12 protein-coding genes and 5 pseudogenes are annotated in these 23,916 nt (G+C 38.6%); 5 read left to right on the forward strand and 12 right to left on the reverse strand.

The window, feature by feature from the left end; all coding sequences use genetic code 11:
* Positions 1 to 24 precede the first annotated feature (24 nt).
* Positions 25 to 1,144: pseudogene (locus UP17_RS12400) on the reverse strand (IS3 family transposase).
* A 76-nt stretch (positions 1,145 to 1,220) separates the two neighbouring features.
* On the opposite strand from UP17_RS12400, the pseudogene UP17_RS12410 reads away from it, so the two are divergent.
* A pseudogene (locus tag UP17_RS12410) lies at positions 1,221 to 2,159 on the forward strand (IS4 family transposase); the annotation flags it as partial.
* A 243-nt stretch (positions 2,160 to 2,402) separates the two neighbouring features.
* Here UP17_RS12410 and UP17_RS29250 read toward each other — a convergent pair.
* From UP17_RS29250 to UP17_RS12430, 5 genes are all read right to left on the reverse strand, one after another.
* Complete coding sequence (locus tag UP17_RS29250; RefSeq protein WP_284149573.1) at positions 2,403 to 2,537, reverse strand: hypothetical protein; 135 nt, start codon at positions 2,535 to 2,537, stop codon at positions 2,403 to 2,405.
* A gap of 493 nt (positions 2,538 to 3,030) precedes the next feature.
* On the reverse strand, positions 3,031 to 4,296 hold the full coding sequence (locus UP17_RS12415) for a glutamate-5-semialdehyde dehydrogenase (RefSeq protein ID WP_061463291.1): 1,266 nt from the start codon (positions 4,294 to 4,296) through the stop codon (positions 3,031 to 3,033).
* A gap of 21 nt (positions 4,297 to 4,317) precedes the next feature.
* The gene (gene proB, locus UP17_RS12420; RefSeq protein WP_061463292.1) at positions 4,318 to 5,433 is read right to left on the reverse strand and encodes a glutamate 5-kinase; all 1,116 of its coding nucleotides are present in this window, start codon (positions 5,431 to 5,433) and stop codon (positions 4,318 to 4,320) included.
* A 49-nt stretch (positions 5,434 to 5,482) separates the two neighbouring features.
* A complete protein-coding gene (gene proC, locus UP17_RS12425) occupies positions 5,483 to 6,325 on the reverse strand; it encodes a pyrroline-5-carboxylate reductase (RefSeq protein ID WP_061463293.1) in 843 nt (280 codons plus the stop codon).
* Positions 6,326 to 7,219: 894 nt separating this feature from the next.
* Positions 7,220 to 7,765: a helix-turn-helix domain-containing protein gene (locus UP17_RS12430; protein ID WP_061463294.1), complete on the reverse strand. Its 546-nt coding sequence runs from the start codon at positions 7,763 to 7,765 to the stop codon at positions 7,220 to 7,222.
* A gap of 151 nt (positions 7,766 to 7,916) precedes the next feature.
* On the opposite strand from UP17_RS12430, the gene UP17_RS12435 reads away from it, so the two are divergent.
* Positions 7,917 to 9,278, forward strand: a complete 1,362-nt coding sequence (locus UP17_RS12435) for a D-serine ammonia-lyase (protein ID WP_061463295.1) — start codon at positions 7,917 to 7,919, stop codon at positions 9,276 to 9,278.
* A gap of 127 nt (positions 9,279 to 9,405) precedes the next feature.
* Here UP17_RS12435 and UP17_RS28800 read toward each other — a convergent pair.
* From UP17_RS28800 to UP17_RS12465, 6 genes and pseudogenes are all read right to left on the reverse strand, one after another.
* A pseudogene (locus UP17_RS28800) lies at positions 9,406 to 10,216 on the reverse strand (transposase); the annotation flags it as partial.
* A gap of 636 nt (positions 10,217 to 10,852) precedes the next feature.
* Positions 10,853 to 12,210 (reverse strand): annotated as a pseudogene (locus UP17_RS12445) (IS1182 family transposase).
* 541 nt (positions 12,211 to 12,751) lie between these two features.
* Entirely contained in the window at positions 12,752 to 13,783 is a 1,032-nt protein-coding gene (gene meaB, locus UP17_RS12450) for a methylmalonyl Co-A mutase-associated GTPase MeaB (RefSeq protein WP_250211836.1), read from the reverse strand.
* 97 nt (positions 13,784 to 13,880) lie between these two features.
* Entirely contained in the window at positions 13,881 to 16,073 is a 2,193-nt protein-coding gene (scpA, locus tag UP17_RS12455; protein ID WP_061463298.1) for a methylmalonyl-CoA mutase, read from the reverse strand.
* On the reverse strand, positions 16,070 to 18,199 hold the full coding sequence (locus UP17_RS12460) for a methylmalonyl-CoA mutase family protein (RefSeq protein WP_061463299.1): 2,130 nt from the start codon (positions 18,197 to 18,199) through the stop codon (positions 16,070 to 16,072). Before UP17_RS12460 ends, scpA begins: the two co-directional genes overlap by 4 nt.
* Positions 18,200 to 18,503: 304 nt before the next feature.
* Positions 18,504 to 19,157, reverse strand: a complete 654-nt coding sequence (locus UP17_RS12465; RefSeq protein WP_061463300.1) for a GntR family transcriptional regulator — start codon at positions 19,155 to 19,157, stop codon at positions 18,504 to 18,506.
* Between the two features lie 370 nt (positions 19,158 to 19,527).
* On the opposite strand from UP17_RS12465, the gene UP17_RS12470 reads away from it, so the two are divergent.
* From UP17_RS12470 to UP17_RS12490, 3 genes and pseudogenes are all read left to right on the forward strand, one after another.
* Positions 19,528 to 20,742, forward strand: a complete 1,215-nt coding sequence (locus UP17_RS12470) for a CaiB/BaiF CoA transferase family protein (RefSeq protein WP_061463301.1) — start codon at positions 19,528 to 19,530, stop codon at positions 20,740 to 20,742.
* Between the two features lie 356 nt (positions 20,743 to 21,098).
* Positions 21,099 to 21,731, forward strand: a pseudogene (ilvC, locus tag UP17_RS28310) (ketol-acid reductoisomerase); the annotation flags it as partial.
* Positions 21,732 to 22,012: 281 nt separating this feature from the next.
* Positions 22,013 to 23,320 carry an SLC13 family permease gene (locus tag UP17_RS12490; RefSeq protein ID WP_061463305.1) on the forward strand — a complete coding sequence of 436 codons (1,308 nt, stop codon included), beginning with the start codon at positions 22,013 to 22,015 and terminating at the stop codon, positions 23,318 to 23,320.
* Positions 23,321 to 23,916 lie beyond the last annotated feature (596 nt).

Below are 23,916 nucleotides of genomic sequence, written 5' to 3' on the forward strand. Positions count from 1 at the left end.
AGGATGTGGATTGTCAACACTAAATCAAACAACTTTTTTAAGGGATAATTTTTTATATTCTAGAGGACTTAAGTAGCCAAGAGTTCCATGAATTCTTAGCTTATTAAACCAGTTCACATAGTCTCCAAATTCGAGTGTAAGCTGATCTAAGCTTGCGAATGTTGTTTGATTGGGAACTCAGTCTTAATGATTTTAAAGGTCGCTTCCGCGACAGTGTTATCATAAGGGCAACCTTTCATACTTAGTGAACGACCAATCTCAAATATGGTTAACGTTTCGTCAATCAGCTTGTTTTTAAATTCATTCCCTCGATCTGTGTGGAAGAGCTGAATATCACGGAGGTTCCCTTTGATAGATGCAAACGCTCTAGCTACAAGCTTGGCGTCCTTGTTAGGTCCTGTGCTAAATCCAATGATTTCACGATTAAAGAGATCGACAAAGACACATATGTAATGCCATTTATTTTTGACTTTGACATATGTTAAATCGCTGACCACTACTTTTTTCTCTTCTTCTTGTAGGAATTCCCGATTTAATTCGTTAGCCTGGACTGATTCGTTATTTGAAGTCTTTTGCGGTTTGTACTGAGCGACTGTATATGAGGAAACAAGCCCCTGTTCTTTCATGATCCGGCCAATTCGCCTTCTGGAGACCGTAAAGCCTCTTTTCTTTAATTCAACCTTAATCTTACGTGTTCCGTACGCCTTACGGTTTTTATCAAAAATATCTAAAATGGCGTTTGTGACATCGTCTTCTGAGATTCGTTCTTTTGCTTCGTAATAATAGGTACTCCGTGAAAGCTCTAGGACGCCACACATTGCTGATACCGAGTATTTATCTTTGTTCCGTTTAATGACATTTACTTTCGTCCTAGTATCAGCGCGGCTTGCTTTAAAATATCATTCTCCATCTGTAACTTCTTCAGTTCTTTTCGTAGTTTAATAAGTTCTTGTTCCTCAGGTGAACGGTTATCTTTTTCTTTAAAAGAACCTGTGTTTTCACTCTGTTGTATCCACCGGTCTAAAGAAGAAGGAGTAAGTTCATATTCTTCAATAAGAGCCTTACGGTTTTTCCCATTTTGGTAGAGTTGAATGATCTGTTGTTTAAATTCGGAAGTGAACGTACGGCGTTCTCGCTTGGTCATTTTGAATTCTCCCTTATCTGTAGTGTGTTAAGTGTATCTGCCCTTAAAACTTCTGTCCAGATAAGTGTAGACGATTCAATTTCTTAACGTGCAACTTGGACCAGGAAAGAATAATGATAAAACATACTGTACCATCTGCCTTGAAACCGTAGAGGCAGGCGATTTGTGTTTGCGTGATCTTGGTTACTTCGATTTAGGAGACTTACAAGCCATTCATGATAAAGAGGCTTACTTTATCTCGCGGTTGAAGCTGAATACACGCATTTATATCAAGAACCCTGAGCCCGAATACTTCAACAATGGCACGTTAAAAAAGCAAACCGAATACATCCAGCTTGATATGACACAAATGATGTCTGGTCTACCCCCTGGTGAAACGATAGAAATCCCCGAGGCATACATGGGCCAAAATCAGAAGCTTCCAGCACGTGTCATGATTCATCGTTTAACCGACGACCAAACGCAAACACGCCTGAAAAACCAAGCGATACGTGAAAAGAAGAACGGCATTGTCATGAAGGAGAAAAGTAAGCGCTTGATGGGAATGAACGTCTATATCACGAACACATCGCCAGAAGAAGTCCCCACTGATTATGTCCATTCCCTCTATTCCCTGCGTTGGCAGATTGAGATTTCATTTAAAACATGGAAGTCATTCTTTGAAATCGATGAATGCAAAACGATCAAAAAAGAACGCCTAGAGTGCCATTTATATGGACAACTCATTGGCATTCTCCTCTGTTCTTCTACGATGTTTCAAATGCGACAGCTTCTGCTTGAAAAGAAAAAGCAGGAGTTGAGTGAATACAAAGCGATTTATATGATTAAAGATTACTTTCCGTTACTGTTTCAAGCGATAGCAGTTGGCACAGAAGAACTTTTGAACATTCTGCATCGCCTTTATCAGCTGCTAAAAAAGAACGGTCGTAAATGTCATCGGTATAAGAAGATGACCGTATTTGATATTCTAGGGGTCGTGTATGAAACGACGGTGAAGCATAGACAAGCTGCCTAGCGAAAAAATCGCGTTTTAATAGGCTTCTTTGGCATGCCTACTATTCCATCACTCGCTAGTTTTGAAACAAGGATCATTTCATATCTAGTCATTTACGTTGTTAGCTTGATGGGCATGGGGTAGCGTCACATTGCCATCAAGTTAAAGTTTTGTAGTACCCCCAGTACGAAATTTTGGACTTTCTTGTAACTTATGAGCTCAGTTTATCGTTTTTGGGGAGACGCGGTACCCTTTTTTATCAACTTACTGCCGTTTATAGTCTGATACAAAATTTCTTATTTCTTGTATCGGTATTTCCAAATTAATAACCCTTTGAATGAGTTCAACCAATTCTTTATCAAGTTCTTCTACTGTATCGTTTGCCTCCATACTTAGCATTACTATTCCCCTATCAGTATCAGCGGGTAACCCCCAGGTATCTTTCTCACACCAGATTCACCTTCTTTTTCTTGATAACCCTGTGATTCTTCGAGTAGCAGTTCCGACTGCTCATATAGGCTTTTAGCTGCCTGATAGTCATCGAAATCCACTTTTAAATCTGGCTGTAATTTTCCTTTTAATTCGCGATTTGACTTTTTCCATTCCTCTAAACTTTTTATGTAAAAGAGTTTTGAAAACCTCGGTTTTATATTTTCCCAGTGAAAATAAATAAGATATCACTCCATTGCAACAAATCTTCACGGTATTGTTTTTGTTCTTCTATAAACAGCTTTAAAAGCATATCCCGCATCGGCTAACACGTGCTCAATGTTCAAAATAAGGATGCTGTTATGCCTTTAAGCAAAGGATTTTTGCGAATTTTTTTCTGATTTCCGCAAAAAAAGACCACCCTTACTAAAAAGGATGATCGGTCCTGTTGAAAATAGACTTCTTACCTAATCTGCCCATTCCCACTCATCATATATTTAATCGTTGTCAGTGCAGGCAATCCCATCGGTCCGCGCGCGTGAAGCTTTTGGGTTGAGATGCCGATTTCTGCCCCAAAGCCGAGTGCTCCTCCATCTGTAAATCTAGTGGAAGCATTGTGGTATACTGCGGCTGCATCCACTAATTGCATGAATCGCTTAGCCGTATCATCATTTTCTGTAATGATAGCCTCTGAATGCTTTGTGCCGTACTGATCAATATGCTCAATGGCTTCATCTAGACTGTTGACCGTTTTAACTGCAAGATCTAAGCTTAAATATTCGTTGGCCCAATCTTCTTCGTTTGCAGGGATTACATTGAGCAAGACTGCAGCTGCTTCTTGATCACCATGAATCGTAATGCCATATTCCTTTAACGTTTCTGCAAGGATTTCTTTATTTTCACTCAGCCAATCTTTATGAACGATAAGTGTTTCCGCTGCATTGCATACAGCAGGACGATCTGTCTTGGCATTGAGAATTATGTTTAAAGCTTTTTCTGTCTCAGCTTCTTTATCAAAATAGATGTGGCAATTTCCTACACCTGTTTCAAGGACCGGAACCGTCGCATTTTCTACAACCGCCTTGATTAAAGAAGCACCGCCTCTAGGAATCAAAACGTCGATATGCTCCTTCATGGTAAATAACTTCTGAGTTGTCGCACGGTCTGTTGAAGCAATGAATTGCACGGCTTCTTTAGGTATATTTGTTTTTTCAAGGGCGCGGTGCATCACTTCAACAATCATTTTGTTGGATGAAAGCGCGGATGATCCTCCTTTCAGCACAATTGCATTACCTGATTTCAATGCAAGTCCTGCCGCATCTGCCGTTACATTTGGACGTGCTTCGTAAATCATTCCAATGACACCAAGGGGAACGCGTACCTCTTGCACTTTCAAACCATTTTCAAGCGTCCAGTCGGAAAGAACATCACCCGTTGGATCCGGAAGACCAGCAACCTGGCGCAGTCCCTCTGCAAAGTCCCTGACTCTTTCTTGAGTTAGTGCAAGACGATCCATATACGCCTGGTCAAACCCTTTTTCTCTTCCTTTTTTCAAGTCTTTTTTATTTGCGTCCAAAATGATTCCATATTCTTTTTCTAATTCATTCGCTACAATTGTAAGTGCATCATTTTTTTCCTCAGTTGTCAGCATGCTTAATATTTTCGCTGCTTTTTTCGCTGTGATTGCCTGTTCTTCCACCGTCATTGGTTTAAGCGGTGCAACACTCATCAAAACCCCTCCTGTAAGTTTTTAGCTTGGCACCTTCATTGAGAAATCGAGAGCACATACAAACGTCTCTTGATCAATAGCTGCCGCCGTTTCGTTTTTAGTTTCTTGTGTCAGCTGTTCAGTTGAAAAGTTGATTCTGCCGAGACCGAATTCTTCTCCCTCTTCGTCAAGGATGGTCACAACGGCCCCATCGTTAAATCTTCCGTTCACTTCTTGAATATCGATTGGATATATATTTCTCTGCTGGTCAATTATAGCTGTTTTCGCTTTTTGAGAAATGATGATTTTGCCCTCAGGGCCTGAATGAAACGCAATCCATTGCTTTTTCTTATCAAGGTTAAAGGCATTCGGTTTCGGCTCAAAATACGTACCTCTCGCAGTGCCCTTCACTGCATCCATCAGGATATCCCTTGTGCTTGATTTCCCTAAAAAGGACTGAATGCCGGATGCCATCGCGATTTTAAAGGCTGCAATTTTTGATTTCATGCCGCCTGTACCGACTGGGCTTCCTGTTCCCCCAGCTGCTGCTTCAATTTCAGGTGTGATGGCATCTACTTTTTTAAGCAATTTCGCATCTGGATTATTGTTCGGATTGTCATTAAAAAGTCCATCAATATCAGATAAAATAATCAGGAAATCAGCACCAATCAGCGCGGCCACCTTAGCAGACAGCGTATCATTGTCTCCAAATTTCAATCGATCGACTGTGACTGTATCATTTTCATTTACAATCGGAATAATTCCGCGTTCCAATAAGACATTCATCGTATTTTTCATATTGCCATAGCGTGTTTCATCGGAAAAATCACTTCTTGTAATTAACAGCTGTGAAGCGACGTATCCGTGAGATAAAAAGAGTTCTGAGTAAGATTCCATTAATAGACCCTGTCCGATGGAAGCTGCTGCCTGCTTTTCAGGTAAGGCAGATGGACGCTTGATGCACCCTAACTTACGATAGCCCGCTGCTACTGCTCCAGATGAAACTAAAACCGTTTCATATCCTGCATCCTTTAGCTCTACAATCTGATCCGCCAGCTTCTCAAGTTTTCTGCGGCTTAGCTCACCATGCATGCTGGTCAGTGAACTGCTTCCAATCTTAATAACAACTCTCTTTATCTGTTTCTTTTCTTTGAACATCCTATCCCTCCTGATTTTTCTCCTTTAAACCTACATTCTTAAACCCTGATTAAGACGTCACCAATGCTACTGCCATCTCTTCATTCAGCTCTTTCGAACGTTTCGCCGCTTGATGAATCGCCTGTGAAATGGCTCTGCCGCCATTATTTTTCCTTAAAGCAGCAAGTCCGGATGCTGTCGTTCCATTTGGTGAAGTGACCTTCTCTCTGAGACTTGCCGGTGCTTCGTCGTTCACCAAAATCATCTTGGCTGCGCCTAAAATCGTTTGGGCGACAATCTCACGGACCATCGCTTCATCCATACCCTTTTCAACGCCAGCGTGTTCCATATGCTCCATTAAATAATAGAAGTATGCAGGTCCGCTTCCTGCAATCCCTGTAAAAATATCCATTTGCTCTTCCTCGATTAAGAACACTTTTCCCATACAGCCAAGCAGTTCTTTCACTGCTATCACATTGTCCATCCCTGTATGTCTTCCCGGACATAACGCAGTTGCCGACTCCCGGATCATGCTCGACGTATTCGGCATCAACCGCACAACCTGCTGTCCAGGCTGTAGATGATTTTCCATAAATTCAGTGGAAATGCCCGCTAATACAGAAATCACAACTTGATCCACTCTTACTTTATCTTTGAGTGCATCGAGAGCATCTGCTGCTCCCTGGGGCTTCATTGCCAAAATAAAGAAATCAACTTCTTCATATGGCAATGCATCCTGATGGACCGCATGAACTCCATACACGTGATTCATTTCCTCTAGTCGTAATTGATTGCTGCGATTTGTCACATAAATTCTCTCTGCTGGTATGCTCCCAACCTGCACAATTCCTGAAATCATCGACTCTGCCATCGAACCGGCTCCTAAAAATGCAACAATTTTATCTCTCAACATTATGCCCCCCTAAAAGTTCATTGTTCGTAATTCCGTTCGTATTTTTCAACCTTTTTATCGTAACATGCTGAGATTTAGATTCAAGGGAAGAGAGGACATTCATAAGGAAAAGGCCGAGATAGTGAAAGGAAGCGTTTTCATCCGGTGCTTACATGCCAGTCAGGTCATTTAATCAGGGATAATCCGCTGTAATCGGGGTATTTGGGGATATTTTAGGAAGAAAAACGAAATAAAACAATTCAGTAGCTGTTTTCTCGTTCGAAAAAATATATTAAAAATAGGCGAACGTTCGAAAATGATTTTTGTGGTTTTACAAACGCTCAAAACAGGTGTTTTTAATCAAAAATACCCCATTCGTAAAAGTATACTTTTATGAACGGCAGCGACAATGCTATATTACCTATCTAACTTTATGGGGTCAGTTCAACGTTAAGAAATCGACTTTTTTTACTTTTTCTTAAAGAACAAACGCCCCCGTTAGCCATTCATGAAGCGCAAAAATCAGCGCTTCACCACAGAGAATGAAAATTGATCTCTATGTCGATAATGTTTTAATGGCTGGCGAAGTATCCGTTAGTCTGCCTCCAACGATCCAACGTTACCATCGACTGTCGCTCCCTTTAAGGGCAGCACTCATGGGAGATTAATCAATTTTTGGTCGTCGCCCTAGCCTCTACTTAATTTGCTATAAATGGAGGTTTTTGTTTAACGATTTACCAAACTCAATCATATCGCTCTTAAGGCTTAGCCTTTTTATTGGGTCTATTTTGTTGTTGCTGTGGTTTTTTCTAGATTTTGTGCTTTTTTAATTTTCATGGGAGTTCATTATGAAAAGCGAGTCTTCTTCAATAATCGCGTCTGTTTGTTAAAATATTACACTCGACATTTTTCACATTAAAACGCAGGTGGGGTAACTGAAAATAATACAACAGCATTTTGACTAAAATTATTTTCCCATTTATGTTTCAAATTTGCTGGTATTTTCACACTATCACCAGCTTCTAAAAGATATTCTTCTTCGCCTAAATACAGCTTAATTTTCCCTTCCAAAATAAATGCTACTTCCTCTCCTTTATGTTCTAGAAGATTTTCTGACGAAGAAATATTGGAAGGAACTTTCATAATCGCTGTTGCTAAATTACCCGTAAAATCAGGTGACAATAACTCATAAGACAAATTATCAATGATCATTTTCTTACGTTTACCGGATCTAACGATCAAGTCTTCCGTATTTATTTCTTCAAGTAAAAAACTAAAAGTTGGAACATTCAGGGTTTTAGCTAAAACCTTTAGGGTTTGAATAGAAGGATTCGCCAAACCTCGTTCAATTTGGCTTAACATTGAAGGTGTAATTTCAGCTAATTTTGCCAACTCTCTACTACTCAATCCTTTAGCTTTTCTATATTTTTCAACTTTCTTACCAATATCTATATTTTCCATAATCAATACTCCTTAACAAGTTGTTAAATTTCATTTAAATAAGGTAAATATAAATTAACACAAAGATGATTATGTGTTAAACTGTAATAAATTTTATTTAATTATAATTCACAAAACAACTTGTTACAAGAAAATGAGGAGGATCAAGCAAATGAAAGAGATTGAAAGCAAGGAAATACAAACATGGAAAGACCAATATCCTTTACTAAACAAGCTCATTTCGATGGATGAAGTATTTTGGCTGAATCCAAATGTCGAAAAATATCAAACGGGAATAAAAAAATCCTCCCTTACTCAAGAAGATGTAAAAGATGCAGAGGAAAGGTTGAAGCGTTTTGCTCCATATATCGCCAAGGTTTTCCCTGAAACAAAAGGAACGAACGGTATCATAGAATCTCCTTTAGTGAGAATTCCTGCCATGAAACAATCCTTAGAACAAGATTATCAACAACCTATATCAGGAGAATTATTACTAAAATGTGATAGTCACCTTCCTATATCAGGATCTATTAAAGCAAGAGGCGGGATTTATGAAATTCTCAAACATGCAGAAGAATTAGCTTTTCAACATCAATTGTTAACAAAACAAGATGATTATTCGATTTTAGATAGTGATAGATTCCGGACCCTTTTCTCAAAATATTCAATCGCGGTAGGCTCGACTGGAAACTTAGGACTTAGTATTGGCATCATCAGTGCAAAGTTAGGTTTTAATGTTTCTGTTCATATGTCAGCTGATGCAAAACAGTGGAAAAAAGACTTGCTTAGAAGCAAAAATGTCAAAGTTATTGAATATGAAGCTGATTATAGTAAAGCTGTAGAGGAAGGCCGAATCCAAGCAGATAGTGATCCAACATGTTATTTTGTGGATGATGAAAATTCTCACGACCTATTTTTAGGATATGCAGTGGCTGCATCTCGATTGAAAAAACAATTAGAAGAGCTAGAGATAATAATAGATGAAAATCATCCTTTGTTCGTTTACCTTCCATGTGGAGTAGGTGGTGGCCCTGGAGGCGTAGCTTTTGGTTTGAAATTATTGTACCAAGACCATATTCACTGTTTCTTTGCAGAACCTACCCACTCACCATGTATGTTACTCGGTTTAATGACTGGACTTCATGATAAAGTTTCTGTACAAGATGTTGGTATCGATAATGTAACAGACGCGGATGGACTTGCTGTAGGAAAGCCATCAGGGTTTGTGGGTAAAACTATGGAACCTTTTTTAAGTGGCAATTATACGGTTAGCGATGAACAGTTGTATAAGTTGCTAAAAGAACTAGTCGATACAGAGGGGATCCATTTAGAACCTTCCGCACTAGCAGGCATGATAGGACCAAGTAAATTATGTAAAGAGGGCATCAATTATTTACAAAAGCATAGTTTAACGGAAAAGATGAGTGAAGCTACACATATTATTTGGGGGACTGGTGGAAGCATGGTTCCTGAAGAAATGATGACGCAATATTATCAAAAAGGGTTGAAATTAGCGTTAGAGAAACAGAAGTAATTTTACACGAGGTAGTTTAACCCCGTGTCAGTTTGTAGACCAAAAGGTTTCGGATTGTTCTCATTCCGAAACCTTTTTGATTTTTTATTGGATTTGAAGCTGTTATAGAAAATAGCTGACCTCTCCATTATTTAGACCTTTTCTGGCCCTCGCAAGTCCAGTTGGCCATCTTCTTTACATTAATGGCAGCGGAAAGTAAGCATCGCCTTGCCATGCTTTCCTTTTCCATCTGCGAATACTCGCTCAATTGCTTCTTTGCATTTTGCATAAATTGGCTTTATATCTCGTGATGGCGCAGATGTTCTGCTACTTCCACGTATTTTTGCCAAATGGGACGTATAACTACTTATTGATGATCTTTACTATCCGTACATTGTGCTAAAAAAAAGGGCACGTTGCGCAAATATGTTTTAGTGATTTGTACTCACGATTCACCTGCCCGGCAAAGATAACAGTCAAAGAATTCTTTCGTAAACATATCGTGTTTATGGTAAGGCAGGTGTATTCTCCTGTACAAATAAGTATCTCGTAATCGCAGGTATTTTATAAGCTTTATCTCAGCAACAGCTTCGGGTTTTCCAACTCTTCTAATCACGTTTTCCACTTGTGGCTCTAAGATATTACTATCATGTGTGTTACCTGGTGTTACAATCATACCGACTACAAAACCGTTTCGGTCTAAGGCAACATGGAATGAATAGGCAAACTGTTTTGTACGTTCGTTTTCGACGTAGTATTCACTCTCTGGATCGGTTGTACTTTCTTTCATTTCTTTCTCTTCTTCATTAGTGAACTTTTTTGGAAAGAATGGCTTTTTTTCGTGTTCTTTACGTCCTGGTTAATCTCATTTTGAAGACGTTCTCGAAAAGCATCGGTTTCTTTCCAAACGATTTTCTTTTCAAATTTGTGCAATTCTCATTAGCCTTCACATGTGCCGAAAACGTGTTCTGCAATGATTGGTCTGTCTATCTAATTACCTTTCCTATTAATTGGGGGGGTTACACTATCTAAATTCTGTCTATTATCTTCGATTTTATCAACATAAATCGAAAGAAGTGATAACTAATATACAGTTATTAGGAAATTGTCTGTTGTCAAATTACCCTTCAAAAGTTTTCTTGTATCGAAGCAGTAGGAGGGTTCGAATTAGAAAAAAACTTAACTGCTTCTGCTACGGGGCAGTCCTTGACTTATCTACCAATGAAAGTTTATAAATAGGAATTTAAAAGTTCATAAAAAATATGTCTAAAGCTTATTAATTAGTCAGAGATAGATTACCCATGGTTTCTTAAGGAAGTTAAATTATGTCCCTATCCATTTCCTTATCTAATAAGATAAGGAAATGGATAGGTCAATTGTAAAAGAAATTGTTGGTTGGTAGGTAAGAATAACGACAACAAAAATAACCTTGTTTTTTTACGGAGATTGAGGTAAAAAAAATGAAGGTTGCTATGGCAACCTTTCAGTTTGTCGACAAAAGGGGCTCGGAATGTATTAATTCCGAACCCCTTTTGATATTTTCTTGGAATTTTGCTCAAGATTAAGAGCTTGGGTCTCTACGAGCCCACTATGTTTTAGGCCATTTTTGGACCTTGCCATGTCCAATTGGCCATCTTCTTTAAATTCATGGCAGCGAAAGTAAGCATCGCCTGCATCGACAATTTTTTAAGTCCCCTTAAAGTAGTCCAACGCATACCATGCTTTTCTTTTGCATCTGCGAATACACGCTCAATCGTTTCCTTGCGTTTCGCATAGATAGGTTTTACATCTTGATGATGACGCAGGTGATCTGCTTCTTCCATATTTTCTTGCCAGATATGGCGCGTCACCACTTTTTGATGGTCTTTGCTTTCTGTACACTGTGATAAAAATGAACATGTCTTACAAATGTGTTTGGGAGATTTGTACTCACGATATCCCTCTTTATTTGTTGTTGGGTACTTTAAAATCTCGCCCGATGGGCAAAGATAACAGTCAAAATGTTCATCGTAAACATACTCATGTTTGCGGAAGAATCCTTCTTTTGTTCGAGGCCGTGTATAGGGTAAAGCCGGTGTGATTTCTTTGTCAAAGAGGTAGCTTGTAATGGCTGGTGTTTTATAAGCTGCATCTGCGGCAACGGCTTCAGGCTTTCCAACTTTCTCAATCACTTGTTCAACCAGTGGCTCTAACATATGGCTATCATGCGTATTTCCAGGTGTTACAATCGACCCTAGCACAAAACCATTGCGGTCTGCAGCCGTGTCAAATGAATAGGCAAACTGTTTTGTCCGTTCATCTTTCACATAGTAACCACTTTCAGGATCTGTTGTACTTTCTTTAATCTCTTTGGTTTCTTCCTTATAAAATTTATCTGGTGGAAAAGGTTTCTTTCATGGTTTTCACGATCTTGATTTATTTCTTCTTGAAGGCGTTCTTGATACGCTCGTGTTTCCTCGCGAACGATTTTCTTTGCGAACTTTCGCTTATTTGCACTGGCTTTCACATGAGTGGAATCAACGAATACATGCTCAGCACTTATTAACTTTCTTTCGGAAGCTGTCATTAAGATGCGATAGAAAATCTGTTCAAACAGGTCAGTATCTTTAAAGCGTCGCTCGTAATTTTTCCCAAACGTTGAGAAGTGAGGCACTTTATCATGGAAACCGTAACCTAAAAACCAACGGTAAGCCATATTCGTTTCAACTTCTTCAATTGTTTTACGCATCGAACGAATACCGAAGGTATATTGAATGAATGTCAATTTAACTAAAATAATTGGATCAATACTTGGGCGCCCTATCTCTGAATACATATCTTTCACCAAGTCATAAATGAAATTGAAGTCAATGGCCGCCTCCATTTTACGAACCAAATGGTTCGCTGGCACCAGTTGATCCAAAGTAATCATTTCAAGTTGATCTCGCTGAATAGAATTATGTTTCGAAAGCATCGTCATCACCTCAAGTTTTAATACTCCTATTTTAAAACAAAAAAGACTATAGGCAAAAGCGGTTATATCTAATTGTTAAAACAAAGTTGAATTGGAACGGAAGGTGCGAGACTCCTGCGGGAAAAGCGCGTCCAAGGGAGACCCCACAGGCGCAAAGGCTCCCGGACCGCCCGCGGAAAGCGAGTGCCTGGAGTGGAAATCAACGTTCGAATTTTTAAAACCCTCAAAAAAACTGTAGACAAACTCGATTTTCATCGAGTTTGTCTACAGTCTGGAAGGTTGCTATGGCAACCTTTTTGTTATTGTCATAATGAAGCAGGTTAGTAATTAATTTGCAGCTAAAGTCTAATTAAGAAACTTATTGGATTTTTTTATTGTGGTGTAAATAATATGTCATTAACCTCTTTAGCTAGTTCCAGTATTTCTAATTGCTTGATTTCATTAAACCTGTACCAATAATTATGGCCTTTCCCACTCCTAACTACAGTAATTTTTATCCCGTCATAATGACTAACGTTTAGAATGCTTTCAAGAGTTCATTTTAATATTCAACATTTTTTAACAATTCCTTCGCTGCCATCGTGACGGATAACGTCCCCTCAACAACTGCCTGTTCAATCTGCGGTAGATCCTTAGTTACTTTTGGATGAGTATAGAATTGCACTCGCAGGTACTCTTCAACCATGTAATGTAGCCAATCTAAGGTTTGTTTTTGACGTCTTTTATTAAAGATTCCTGATTCGTTCGTTTTTTTATGGAATATTTCAATGATTGACCATATTTCATCCAGACCTGCTCCCGTTAAAGCAGACACAGCAAACGCCCTTGTTTCCCATCCTTCCGTTGCAGGCTGTAAGAAATGGAGGAGCCGGTTGTATTCCACCTTTACATTCAAAGCAGCCTGCTTGTTTTCACCATCTGCTTTATTGATGAAAATGGCATCGGCTAATTCCATTACACCTTTTTTCATTCCTTGCAATTCATCACCAGCACCAGTCAACATTATTACAAGGAAAAAATCGACCATAGAACGAACAGCTATTTCACTTTGACCGACTCCTATCGTTTCAACGACAATCACGTCATAACCAGCTGCCTCAAAAATAAGCAGGATTTCACGGCTTTTTCTAGTGACTCCACCGAGCGTCCCACTTGAAGGGGATGGACGAACATATGCGTGGGGATGACGAGAAAGCTGTTCCATTCTAGTTTTGTCACCTAAGATGCTTCCTTTTGAAACACTACTCGAAGGATCAACGGCTAGTACAGCTACACGATGATTTTCTTCACAGAGCATCATACCAAATGATTCAATTAGTGTACTCTTACCAGCCCCAGGAACTCCTGTAAATCCAATCCGAATTGATTTTCCTGTATATGGAATGAGTTGTTTCAATACTTGTTGTGCCATTTCTATATGTTTTGGTAAATTGCTCTCTACTAATGTTATCGCTTGAGCAATAATTGCACGATCTCCATTTATCACACCTTGCACATAATCATCAATCGCAAGCTTTTTTCGTCTAGGAATAGGATTCTGTTTATTCGATTGTATATTTTTGCTTACAGTCATCCCATCTTGTTCTCCTTTCACGCCTTTCATGTAGTTTGTAAAGTATGAGCTTTTTAACAAGTTACCGGACTTTTCTGGACTTATTTTATCGTTACCGTTACTCATTTTCTTCCTCGTCGTACCCTAGTCGACGATTTACTTCCTTCAACACTTTTTGTGCAGCAACTGGGATAACCGTTCCTGGTCCGAATATTGCAGCTGCCCCATTTTCTTTTAAGAAATCGTAATCTTGAGCTGGAATAACACCGCCAATCACGACGGAAATATCTTCACGACCTAAACGCTTCAGCTCTTCCACGACTTGAGGTAGTAACGTTTTGTGTCCAGCAGCAAGCGAGCTCATTCCTAGTACGTGTACATCATTTTCAACAGCTTGTAAAGCTGCTTCCAAGGGGGTCTGGAATAAAGGACCAATATCAACATCAAAGCCAAGGTCTGCAAATGCCGTCGCAATCACCTTGGCACCACGGTCATGCCCGTCCTGTCCCATTTTCGCGACCATAATTCGAGGGCGACGTCCTTCAACTTTTTCAAATTGATCCGCCATTTCACGGACAGCCTTCACTTGCTCCACTTCACCGAACTCTGCACTGTACACGCCACTAATTGAACGAATGATTGCTTTATGTCTCCCTACTACTTTTTCGTATGCTTCCGAAATTTCCCCTAAGCTTGCTCTGGCACGAGCTGCATGAATGGCTAGCTCTAAAAGGTTTCCTTCTCCAGTTTCAGCTGCTTTTGTGATCCCTTGTAGTGCAGCTTCTACATTTGCATCATCTCTTTCGGCACGAAGTTTCTCTAAACGCCGAATTTGTGCATCGCGTACTGCAGTATTATCGATATCCAAAATTTCAAGCGGATCCTCTTTTTCTAAACGGTATTTATTCACGCCAATAATTGATTCTTTACCAGAATCAATATGTGCTTGTCTTCTAGCAGCCGCTTCTTCAATTCTCATCTTTGGCAGGCCTGTTTCAATGGCTTTTGCCATTCCACCAAGTGCCTCAATTTCTTCAATATGTGCCCAAGCTTTTTCAAGTAGTTTAGCAGTTAATGACTCCACATAATAAGAACCACCCCAAGGGTCTAATACGTTAGTTATACCTGTTTCATCTTGAAGGTATAATTGTGTATTCCGAGCAATTCGAGCAGAGAAATCAGTCGGTAAAGCAATTGCCTCATCCAGAGCGTTTGTATGAAGGGATTGCGTATGACCTAAGGCAGCGGCCATCGCTTCTATACACGTGCGTGTCACATTATTAAATGGATCTTGCTCGGTTAAGCTCCATCCTGATGTTTGTGAATGTGTTCGAAGTGCTAGCGACTTTTCATTTTTAGGATTAAATCTTTTCATTAATTTCGCCCAAATTAATCGACCAGCACGCATTTTAGCCACTTCCATATAGTAATTCATTCCGATTGCCCAGAAAAAAGAAAGACGTGGAGCAAATCGATCAATATCAATCCCTGCTTTTAAACCCGTTTTGACATATTCTAATCCATCTGCAAGGGTATAGCCCAACTCTATATCAGCTGTAGCACCAGCTTCTTGCATATGATAACCAGAGATACTAATAGAGTTAAATTTCGGCATATGCTGAGACGTATATTCAAAGATATCTGCGATTATTTTCATTGACGGTGCCGGTGGATAAATGTACGTATTTCGGACCATATATTCTTTTAATATATCATTTTGAATTGTTCCAGAAAGTTTATCTTGGGGTACTCCTTGTTCTTCAGCTGCTACGATGTAAAATGCCATAATCGGTAAAACGGCTCCGTTCATCGTCATTGAAACAGACATTTGGTCTAATGGAATTTCATCAAATAAAACCTTCATGTCAAAGATGGAATCAACTGCAACACCAGCTTTTCCTACATCCCCAACGACTCTAGGGTGATCCGAATCATACCCACGATGTGTAGCTAGGTCAAATGCTATAGAAAGGCCCTTTTGTCCTGCAGCTAAGTTTCGACGGTAAAACGCATTACTTTCTTCCGCTGTTGAAAAGCCTGCATATTGACGAACTGTCCAAGGCTGTGTTTTATACATAGCCGGGTATGGACCTCGAAAGAATGGTGCAATGCCTGCCACATAATCTAAATGCTTCATTTCTTTTGTGTCGTTATTTGTGTAGAGAGGCTTTACATCAATTTTTTCATACGTCGGAACTGTTAATTCTTCAAAAGACTTTCCAGAAAGTTTTTCTGCTTGTTTACGCCACTCGCTATATTCTGCTATTCTTTCATCCTTATATTTTACTTGGCTGAAATCTGGTTTTGTCATAATGCAGCAACTCCTTTCTTATCTAGAAGTTGACTTAGCACGTCATAGCAATTTGAGCCAACGTGAATATACTCAGATATTCCAGCCTCTTTAAAGCTGACTTCGTACTCTTCGCTAGGCTTTCCTACTAATAAAACAATTGCTTGTTCTGCTGCATTTTTAATCGTCTTTGCAAGTGGAATCGCTGTTTGTTGGTAGTCTTCGTCTTTTCCACAAATGATGACAATACCGGCGTTTGAAGCAATAGCTGCATCTGCTGCTTCCTTAGCAGAAGTAAATCCATTGTTTTGAATAACATCGAAGCCACCAACTCCAAAAAATCCTGATGCAAATTCAGCTCGCGCTTTAAAAGCTGATATAGGTCCTAAGTTTGCTAGAAAAACTTTCGGACGATTACCTGCCTTTTCTGCATTTTCATTGATGGTTTGACGGAGTTGTTCAAACTGAGTGGAACCTCTCGTAGGACGGATTGCTTTAACGCTAACTACAGCTTCCGACCTTCTACCTGTTGCCTCTGCAATTTCACCTAACGATGCACCTTGTTTCGCTACCTGAATCGACGCTTCTGTTTTATTGGGAATTGAAGCTAAGCTTTTAACCGGTCTATGTGCTCGACCTTTAACCTTATTGATATGATCATCAATTTGAGACGTCTCATCAACAGCTAACCAACCTATTCCTTTTTCGTCAATATTCACATACATATTTGTCCCAACAAATATATCCTTTCGACTAGCGATGTTCCCTACTCGCTTTGAAGCCGTTTGTTCAACCACTTTTTGTGGAAATTCTTCTTTTAAAGCTTCCACAATACCACCTTTTGCTTCTGTTTCTTGGAAAAGCTCCCATGCCTTTTTCGCCACCTCATTTGTCAGTACCTCCACGTACCAAGAGCCACCTGCAGGATCATTTGTCCTCGCAATATAAGCTTCTTCTTTTAAGATAATCGAAGCATTTCGTGCAATTCGTCGTGAAAAAGCGGAGGACTTTTGAATCGCTTCATCAAAACAACTAACATGAATGCTGTCTGCCCCACCTACTGCAGCTGAAAATGCTTCAGTTGTTGCTCGTAACATATTTACATAAGGATCAAAAATCGTTTTTGTCCATGCAGATGTTCGTGCATGCATCGTCATCTTTTGAGCGTCTTCATTCCCACCAAACGTTTCTACAATTCTGGCCCAAAGAGTTCTTGCGGCCCGTAGTTTTGCAATCTCTATAAAATAATCAGAGCCTACTGAGAACGAAAAAAGGATTTTACCTGCAGCTTTATTTATATCCACTCCATGAGTCGTTAGCGCATGTAAATATTCGACTCCTGTTGATAATGCAAATGCCAATTCTTCAACCGCACTGCTTCCGCCATCATGATAGACGTTTCCATGAATAAGAACAGTTTGTAAATTAGGGGTATTCTCAATCGCCCAATTTGTTACATCCGCCATCATTGTATAACATTCTTCCAATTCGTAAACTAATGTTCCATTTTTAACCAATTCTGAAATAGGATCCATACCTATACATCCATGAAATTCTTGCACTGGTCGTTTTTCCTGTTCTAAATGGGCAATAAATAAAGCTAGTAGTGGAATTGAATTTGCCCCCGAGTTAACATGAATGGGGACATGTGCAAGGTCAATATCTTTTAGAACACTAGTTACATCGGTTACCCCTGAAATCGATAGTCCTGCTTTTCCGACCTCTGAAGTAGCGTCGTTCGCATTTAGTCCCCGTTTAGTTGGTGTGTCAAGGACGATATTTAACGAGGTTTGCCCTCGGCCAAGGTCAACCCTTGCAACTTCATTAAAAGCAGAAGGCGTTGCTAGATCTAATTCTTGATTGATTTCCCATCCATCTGAAAGCGTTTGAGTTCCTCGAGTAAAAGGAGCCTTACCTGGCAAAGAATTAAGAAAAGGGAGATTATCCGCATCCTCCTTTCTATACATCGGTTGAAGTGAAATTCCTTCATATGTCTCTGTGATAAGTTTTTTTTCAAATGAAGCTCCTTTCAAAGACATATCTACGATTTGTTTCCACTGCTCATATTTTGGTTTAGGAAACTCATTGAATAAACAAGTTTGCTTGTCTATTATTTTTTGGCCTTCTTTTTGAAGTTCATATACCATAGTGTTTTTACTCCTTCCTGATATATTTCACTGAAGTTAATTAATCTAACCAGTTTAGGCTAAACAATCGATAAAATACTTGTTGCATATCAGTTCTCCTTTTAATTTTAAGGAAAATTCAAAATATAACTTTGGTCGATTGTCGACAATATACACATGCCTAAAGGTTAAATATTTCTTCTGAAATCTAAATCTCAATCATGTTCTGATATAAATATTATTTTTAAACCAAGAGATATCACCTCCTTTTAGAATAAAATTAGATTAGCAACGTCGATTGTCGACTACTTATTAAAACTAAAATTCAATCTTTGAGTGATCCTTCAATTCGTGGAAATACTGCCTCATTATGAGAATTCAATATTGATTTCGCTTTCTCAATCTCACCTAAGGAAAGATACTTTTCAAATTCCTTGTGTTCTTTTAATGAATTTTTGACCACATCATCTTCTCCCATTAAAGAAAATGTTTGTAATGAGATTAACGGAGATCCTAATCTAGAATATATATTCCGAAAAGTCTCACTACCGCTTGCTAAAATTAACTGAAAATGAAATTCATAATTCAGTTGTGCATACTCCCTTATTTCAACTTCTTTTTTTTCCATTTCTAAAATGATCTTCCTCATCTCATGAGTACAATTTTCTCTTGCCTTTAAAGTTAATTTATCAATGGCTAATTGCTCTAAGAAGTTTCTGATTTTTAATATATCTGACATCTCTTCTCTAGAAAAGCCTTTAACTATTGTTCCCTTTCTTGGGATCTTTTTCACAATTCCTTCTATAGTTAAAAGGTAGAATGCTTCTCTTACTGGAGCTCTACTAGTACCAAAAATCTGAGAATACTCTGCTTCGACCAATTTATCTCCAGCCACAATTTCTCCTTTCATAATATCTTCTATTATACTTTCTTTTATTAGTTTGGGAAGAGCATTATCAACCTTTCTGTTTTCAACCATACAATCGACTCCTTTAAAATATTGGGTTTATTTAATGTTTTTCTGATTTCTTCTTTATTATTATTTTACTGTTTATTATAACTCAATTGCATGAGTCTCCGAAACCTAAAATTAAAAAGTTTGTTTTGAAGAAAAAATGCAATAAAAAAGAACTAAATTAGGGGTACGATTATTTAAAAAAGTGATTGACAGAAAATTCTTATTCATTTAGAATTCACATTATGTCGACAATCGACATTTTAAGTTTTTTTAAACAGCTATTTTTCGAAACATTTGATGAATATGCTGAATAAAAAACAAAGATTAAACGGTCAAGTATAAGAATATTATGTGAATTTAGGATTACTATTAAATCAAGGAGGTTAAATTAATGAAACCACTTCAAGGCTTAAAGGTACTAGATTTATCACGTATATTGAGCGGTCCATATTGTACGATGATTCTTGCTGATATGGGAGCTGACGTCATTAAAATTGAAGCGCCTCAAGGTGATGATACCCGTACTTGGGGTCCCCCATTTATTGGAACTGAAAGTTGTTATTTTCTTAGTGTGAACCGAAATAAAAAAAGCTTGGTTCTTAACCTAAAAACCCCAGAAGGAAAAGCAATTTTTTTAGACCTTGTAAAGTCAGCCGACATTGTAGTAGAAAACTTTCGTCCAGGTACACTAGATAAGTTAGGGATCAGCTATAATGTGTTGAAAGAGATTAACGAGAAAATTATCCTTGCATCCATTTCCGGTTTTGGGCAGACTGGACCTTATGCTAAACGCCCTGGGTATGATGTAATTGCTCAGGGAATGGGGGGACTGATGAGTGTTACCGGTGAACCCGACGGCACTCCTATGAAAGCCGGTTTTTCATTTGCTGATTTAGGATCTGGAATGTGGGCATTAATCGGTATCCTGATGGCTTTGCAAGCAAGGAATAGTACCAGAAAAGGACAATGGGTTGATGCATCTCTTTTAGATACAATGATTTCTTGGCAAACTTATTTAGCAACTGGTTTCTTTGCAACCGGAAGAAATCCCCAACCTATGGGAAATGCTCATCCTAGCATTTGTCCCTACCAAGTTTTTCAAGCAAACGATGGCTACTTTAATGTTGGTGTTGGAAATGAAACTCAATGGAATAAGTTTTGTCAAATTATGAAGCTAAATATAGCTAATGATCCACGTTTTTTAACAAATTCAAAGCGTGTAGAGAATCGTGATCAATTGATTCCAATTCTAGAAAATCTCTTTAAGGCAGAATCATTTAAATATTGGGTTAAAATTCTAGATGACGGCGGCATCCCAGCCGGTCCTGTGTATCAACTGTCTGATTTATATGCTGACCCCCATGTATCAGAGCGAGAGATGTTACTTTCACTACAGCATCCAACAATTGGTGAGATTAAACAAGTGGGCATACCTATTAAGCTTTCTGATACGCCTGGAGAGTTAAAAACTCCTCCACCTTTATTAGGAGAACATTCCTATGAAATTTTGGAAGAGCTTGGATATAGTAATGAGGATATTATTAAATTTTATAATAATGGCGTTTCTGGTGGAAAAAATACAATTTTTCAAAATGCAAAAAAATAAATTGCTATCATGGCCGATAAAAAGATGCATTTAGGTAAATGATACTTTCTGCAATATATTATTTGACTTTTCTGAAAAATAATTGCTATAATTTAATTGTCGACAATCGACTTAAAAAGCAAAAAGAAAGTTATGAACAAAACTGGACATTAAAAGGGGGACTTCAAACAAAAAAATGAAATAAAAAAGTATAAAAATGTATTTTGAAAGCGCTTTTACTGCGGTATCTGCCAGCAGGCACTGCTTATCTTTTACTTTATAACACAACTTTTTTCTAAAAAAATTCTTAAATCTACCAACGGAGTACTATGAGAGTTTTGTCAACCTCAGTTAACAGATAATGAGGAAAATGATTGACACAAGCTGGACAATACGGGTTTATAGTGATGACCGTTACCGAAGCTATACAAGTTAGGGATATTATCCAGATTCTTATTCCAGATGAGTGTTCGTGATAGTGTATCAAGACAAAGTCACACCGTATCTTCGTACTGGACAAACGCTACTTTTTTCACACGGATTTAACATCCATATTGGACAGAGTAATCCGCCACAGGATATTGATGTTGCACTGGTTGCCCCTAAGAGTCCTAAGCATCTTCTTCATCAAGTGTATAAACAATCTCCTGGCGTACCTGGATTACTCGCGATCCATCAAGATGCAACCGGGGAAGCATAAGATATTGTACTAGCTTATGCTAAAGCTATCGGATGTCCTCGTTCTGGTTTATGTAAGACTACGTTTCGTAAAGAAACAGAAACCGATGAAAAGGCTGTTCTTTGTGGAGGGGATCACAGCACTGGTAAAATCCGGTTTTGAAGCATTGGTTGAAGCAGGCTATAGCCTAGAAATTAAATATTTTGAGTGTCTTCATGAATTAAAACTAATTATTGACCTCATAAATGAGGGTTGCATGGCAAAGATGCGTTATTCTGTGTCTGACACAGCAGAATTTGGTGACTACCCTTGCTGGCCCTCTATTGTTACTTAAGGAACAAAGAAAGAAATGAGGTGAAGCTTATTGTTTGATAAGACTTTAGGGATCGATTGGGATTTTTGGTATCAGAGAGGCCAAGTCTATATGAAGGTAGATTCGTATAATCAAAATAATTATGAGACCCTGGCTCGGGTTCTCCAGCCGGGATGGCCTAACGCGGCGCCAGCATCTGTATTTTGTAGCAGGTCGGTATGTAAGCAGGTCACTGTTTTCGCAACATGGTTTTGCCCCCAGACCTTGAGCTCACTTTCAAAACTTAGGAGGAGGAGACTATGAGCATAGAAATCGTTGCTATTATTGTACTTTTAGTCATGTTTATCATTGGAGCCATTTTTCCAATAAACATCGGGATTATTGGTTTTGTTGCTGCTTTTATCATGGGTGTGGTAGTTAGCGGGTTGAGCGTTGACGACATCTTCAATGCCTTTCCTGCAGATTTATTCGTCCTACTTTCAGGAGTCACATTCCTATTCGCTATTGTCCAAAAAAATGGAACCATTGACTTGATTAGTAGATGGGGACTCCTCTTAGTTAGAGGTAACACCGGCTTGATTCCATGGGTTATGTTCGCACTGGGCGCTCTTTTGACAAGCATCGGTACATCTGCAATTGCTGCTGCATCTATCTTAATTCCCATTGCGTTACGGATTGCTAACCAATACAAGATTAATCCTCTTATGATGGGCTTAATGCTCCTTATAGGGGTGACTGCAGGTGGCTTCTCACCACTTCATCTTTTCGGTGTGGTTGTGAACGGTATGATGGATTCCCAAAATATCCCACATTCACCAGGCTTGCTTTTTTTAAACACCTTTATATTATGTGTAATCGTTGCGATTATAGTATTCATTCTTTTTAGCGGACTTCGTAAGTTTATTAGGAAAGATTCTGTTAAACATTATTCAGCGGCTGCAACAGAAATAATCGATATAAATGTAAATCAGGAAGAAGAAAGTTCAGAAGATAGTTTAAAAGAACGTTTGACTTGGTATAAAGGATTCACACTTATTGGAATAGCTCTTCTAGTCATACTAGCACTTGGTTACAATGTGCACATGGGTTTTGCCGCGTTCGGAGTAGGATTGGTACTATCCTTGATTGCTCCAAAAAGACAAGAAGGCGTCTTACAAAGTATACCTTGGCCAATTATCCTTATGGTAACAGGGATTGTAACATATGTAGGGGTACTAGAACAAATCGGTGTTATAAAATATATGACTCATCTTATAGCTGGCATGAATAATCCTATAATAGCAACGCTTACAGCATCATATATAGGGGGAATTATCTCATCTTTCGCCTCAACAACAGGTTTTTTGGCAGCCATTATCCCGCTCGCCATTCCAATTCTCAAGGATCCACATGTTTCATCCATAGGTGTTATATCATCCATCTCGTTTGCATCGAGCATTGTGGATATAAGTCCCTTCTCGACAAATGGGGCTATGTTGCTTGCAAATGCACAAGGTATGAACCAAAATGAATTTTTCAGAAAACTCTTAATTGCATCCGTATGCTTTATTGCTCTCGGACCTGGACTTGCTTGGGTTATTTTTGTGGTAATTGGAACACCATGGTAAAAGTTGGGGAAAAACATATACCAGCATTCAAACCAGGTAAAGAGTAAAAGAATCTGTAAAATAAGTAGTTAATTAAAAAGCGCTAAGAGAGCTTTTATGTTCTCTCTTAGCGTTTTATGGTCTGTACAGGTATGATCTATTCCGCAAGAACTTTCCCAAACAGGGGCCAGAACAAAAAACGCGAATATGGTACGCTGAGCAAATTTGAATATAAGATTGATTGATAAAATCGAAATCACGTCACAATCCGTACACATCACGCTTTTGCTTATAATTTGAATTACATATGTTTTTATAAGGAGTTTGCCCAGTATGCCACTAGAATAATAATGATTACAGTAACAATAACAAGCAGTTTTTTACTGTAATTTCTATCTTCTTTCTATCCCCTTATTTTCTCTCTATATTTCATTTGTACCTTTTTCTTTTTATCATCTAATTTCATATTGCAGGTAGACTCCTTAATGAAGATAATTAAGTTGATTTTTCACCATAAAAAATCACATTCATACTTCAACTACCCTGCCCCTTTCGTGCCATAAAAAAAAGGCTACGGCAGCAACCTTCCTTATTGACGTAAAGCACCTTTCCAGTTG

The sequence above is a fragment of the Peribacillus simplex genome, from assembly GCF_001578185.1.
Lineage (GTDB): Bacteria > Bacillota > Bacilli > Bacillales > DSM-1321 > Peribacillus > Peribacillus simplex_A.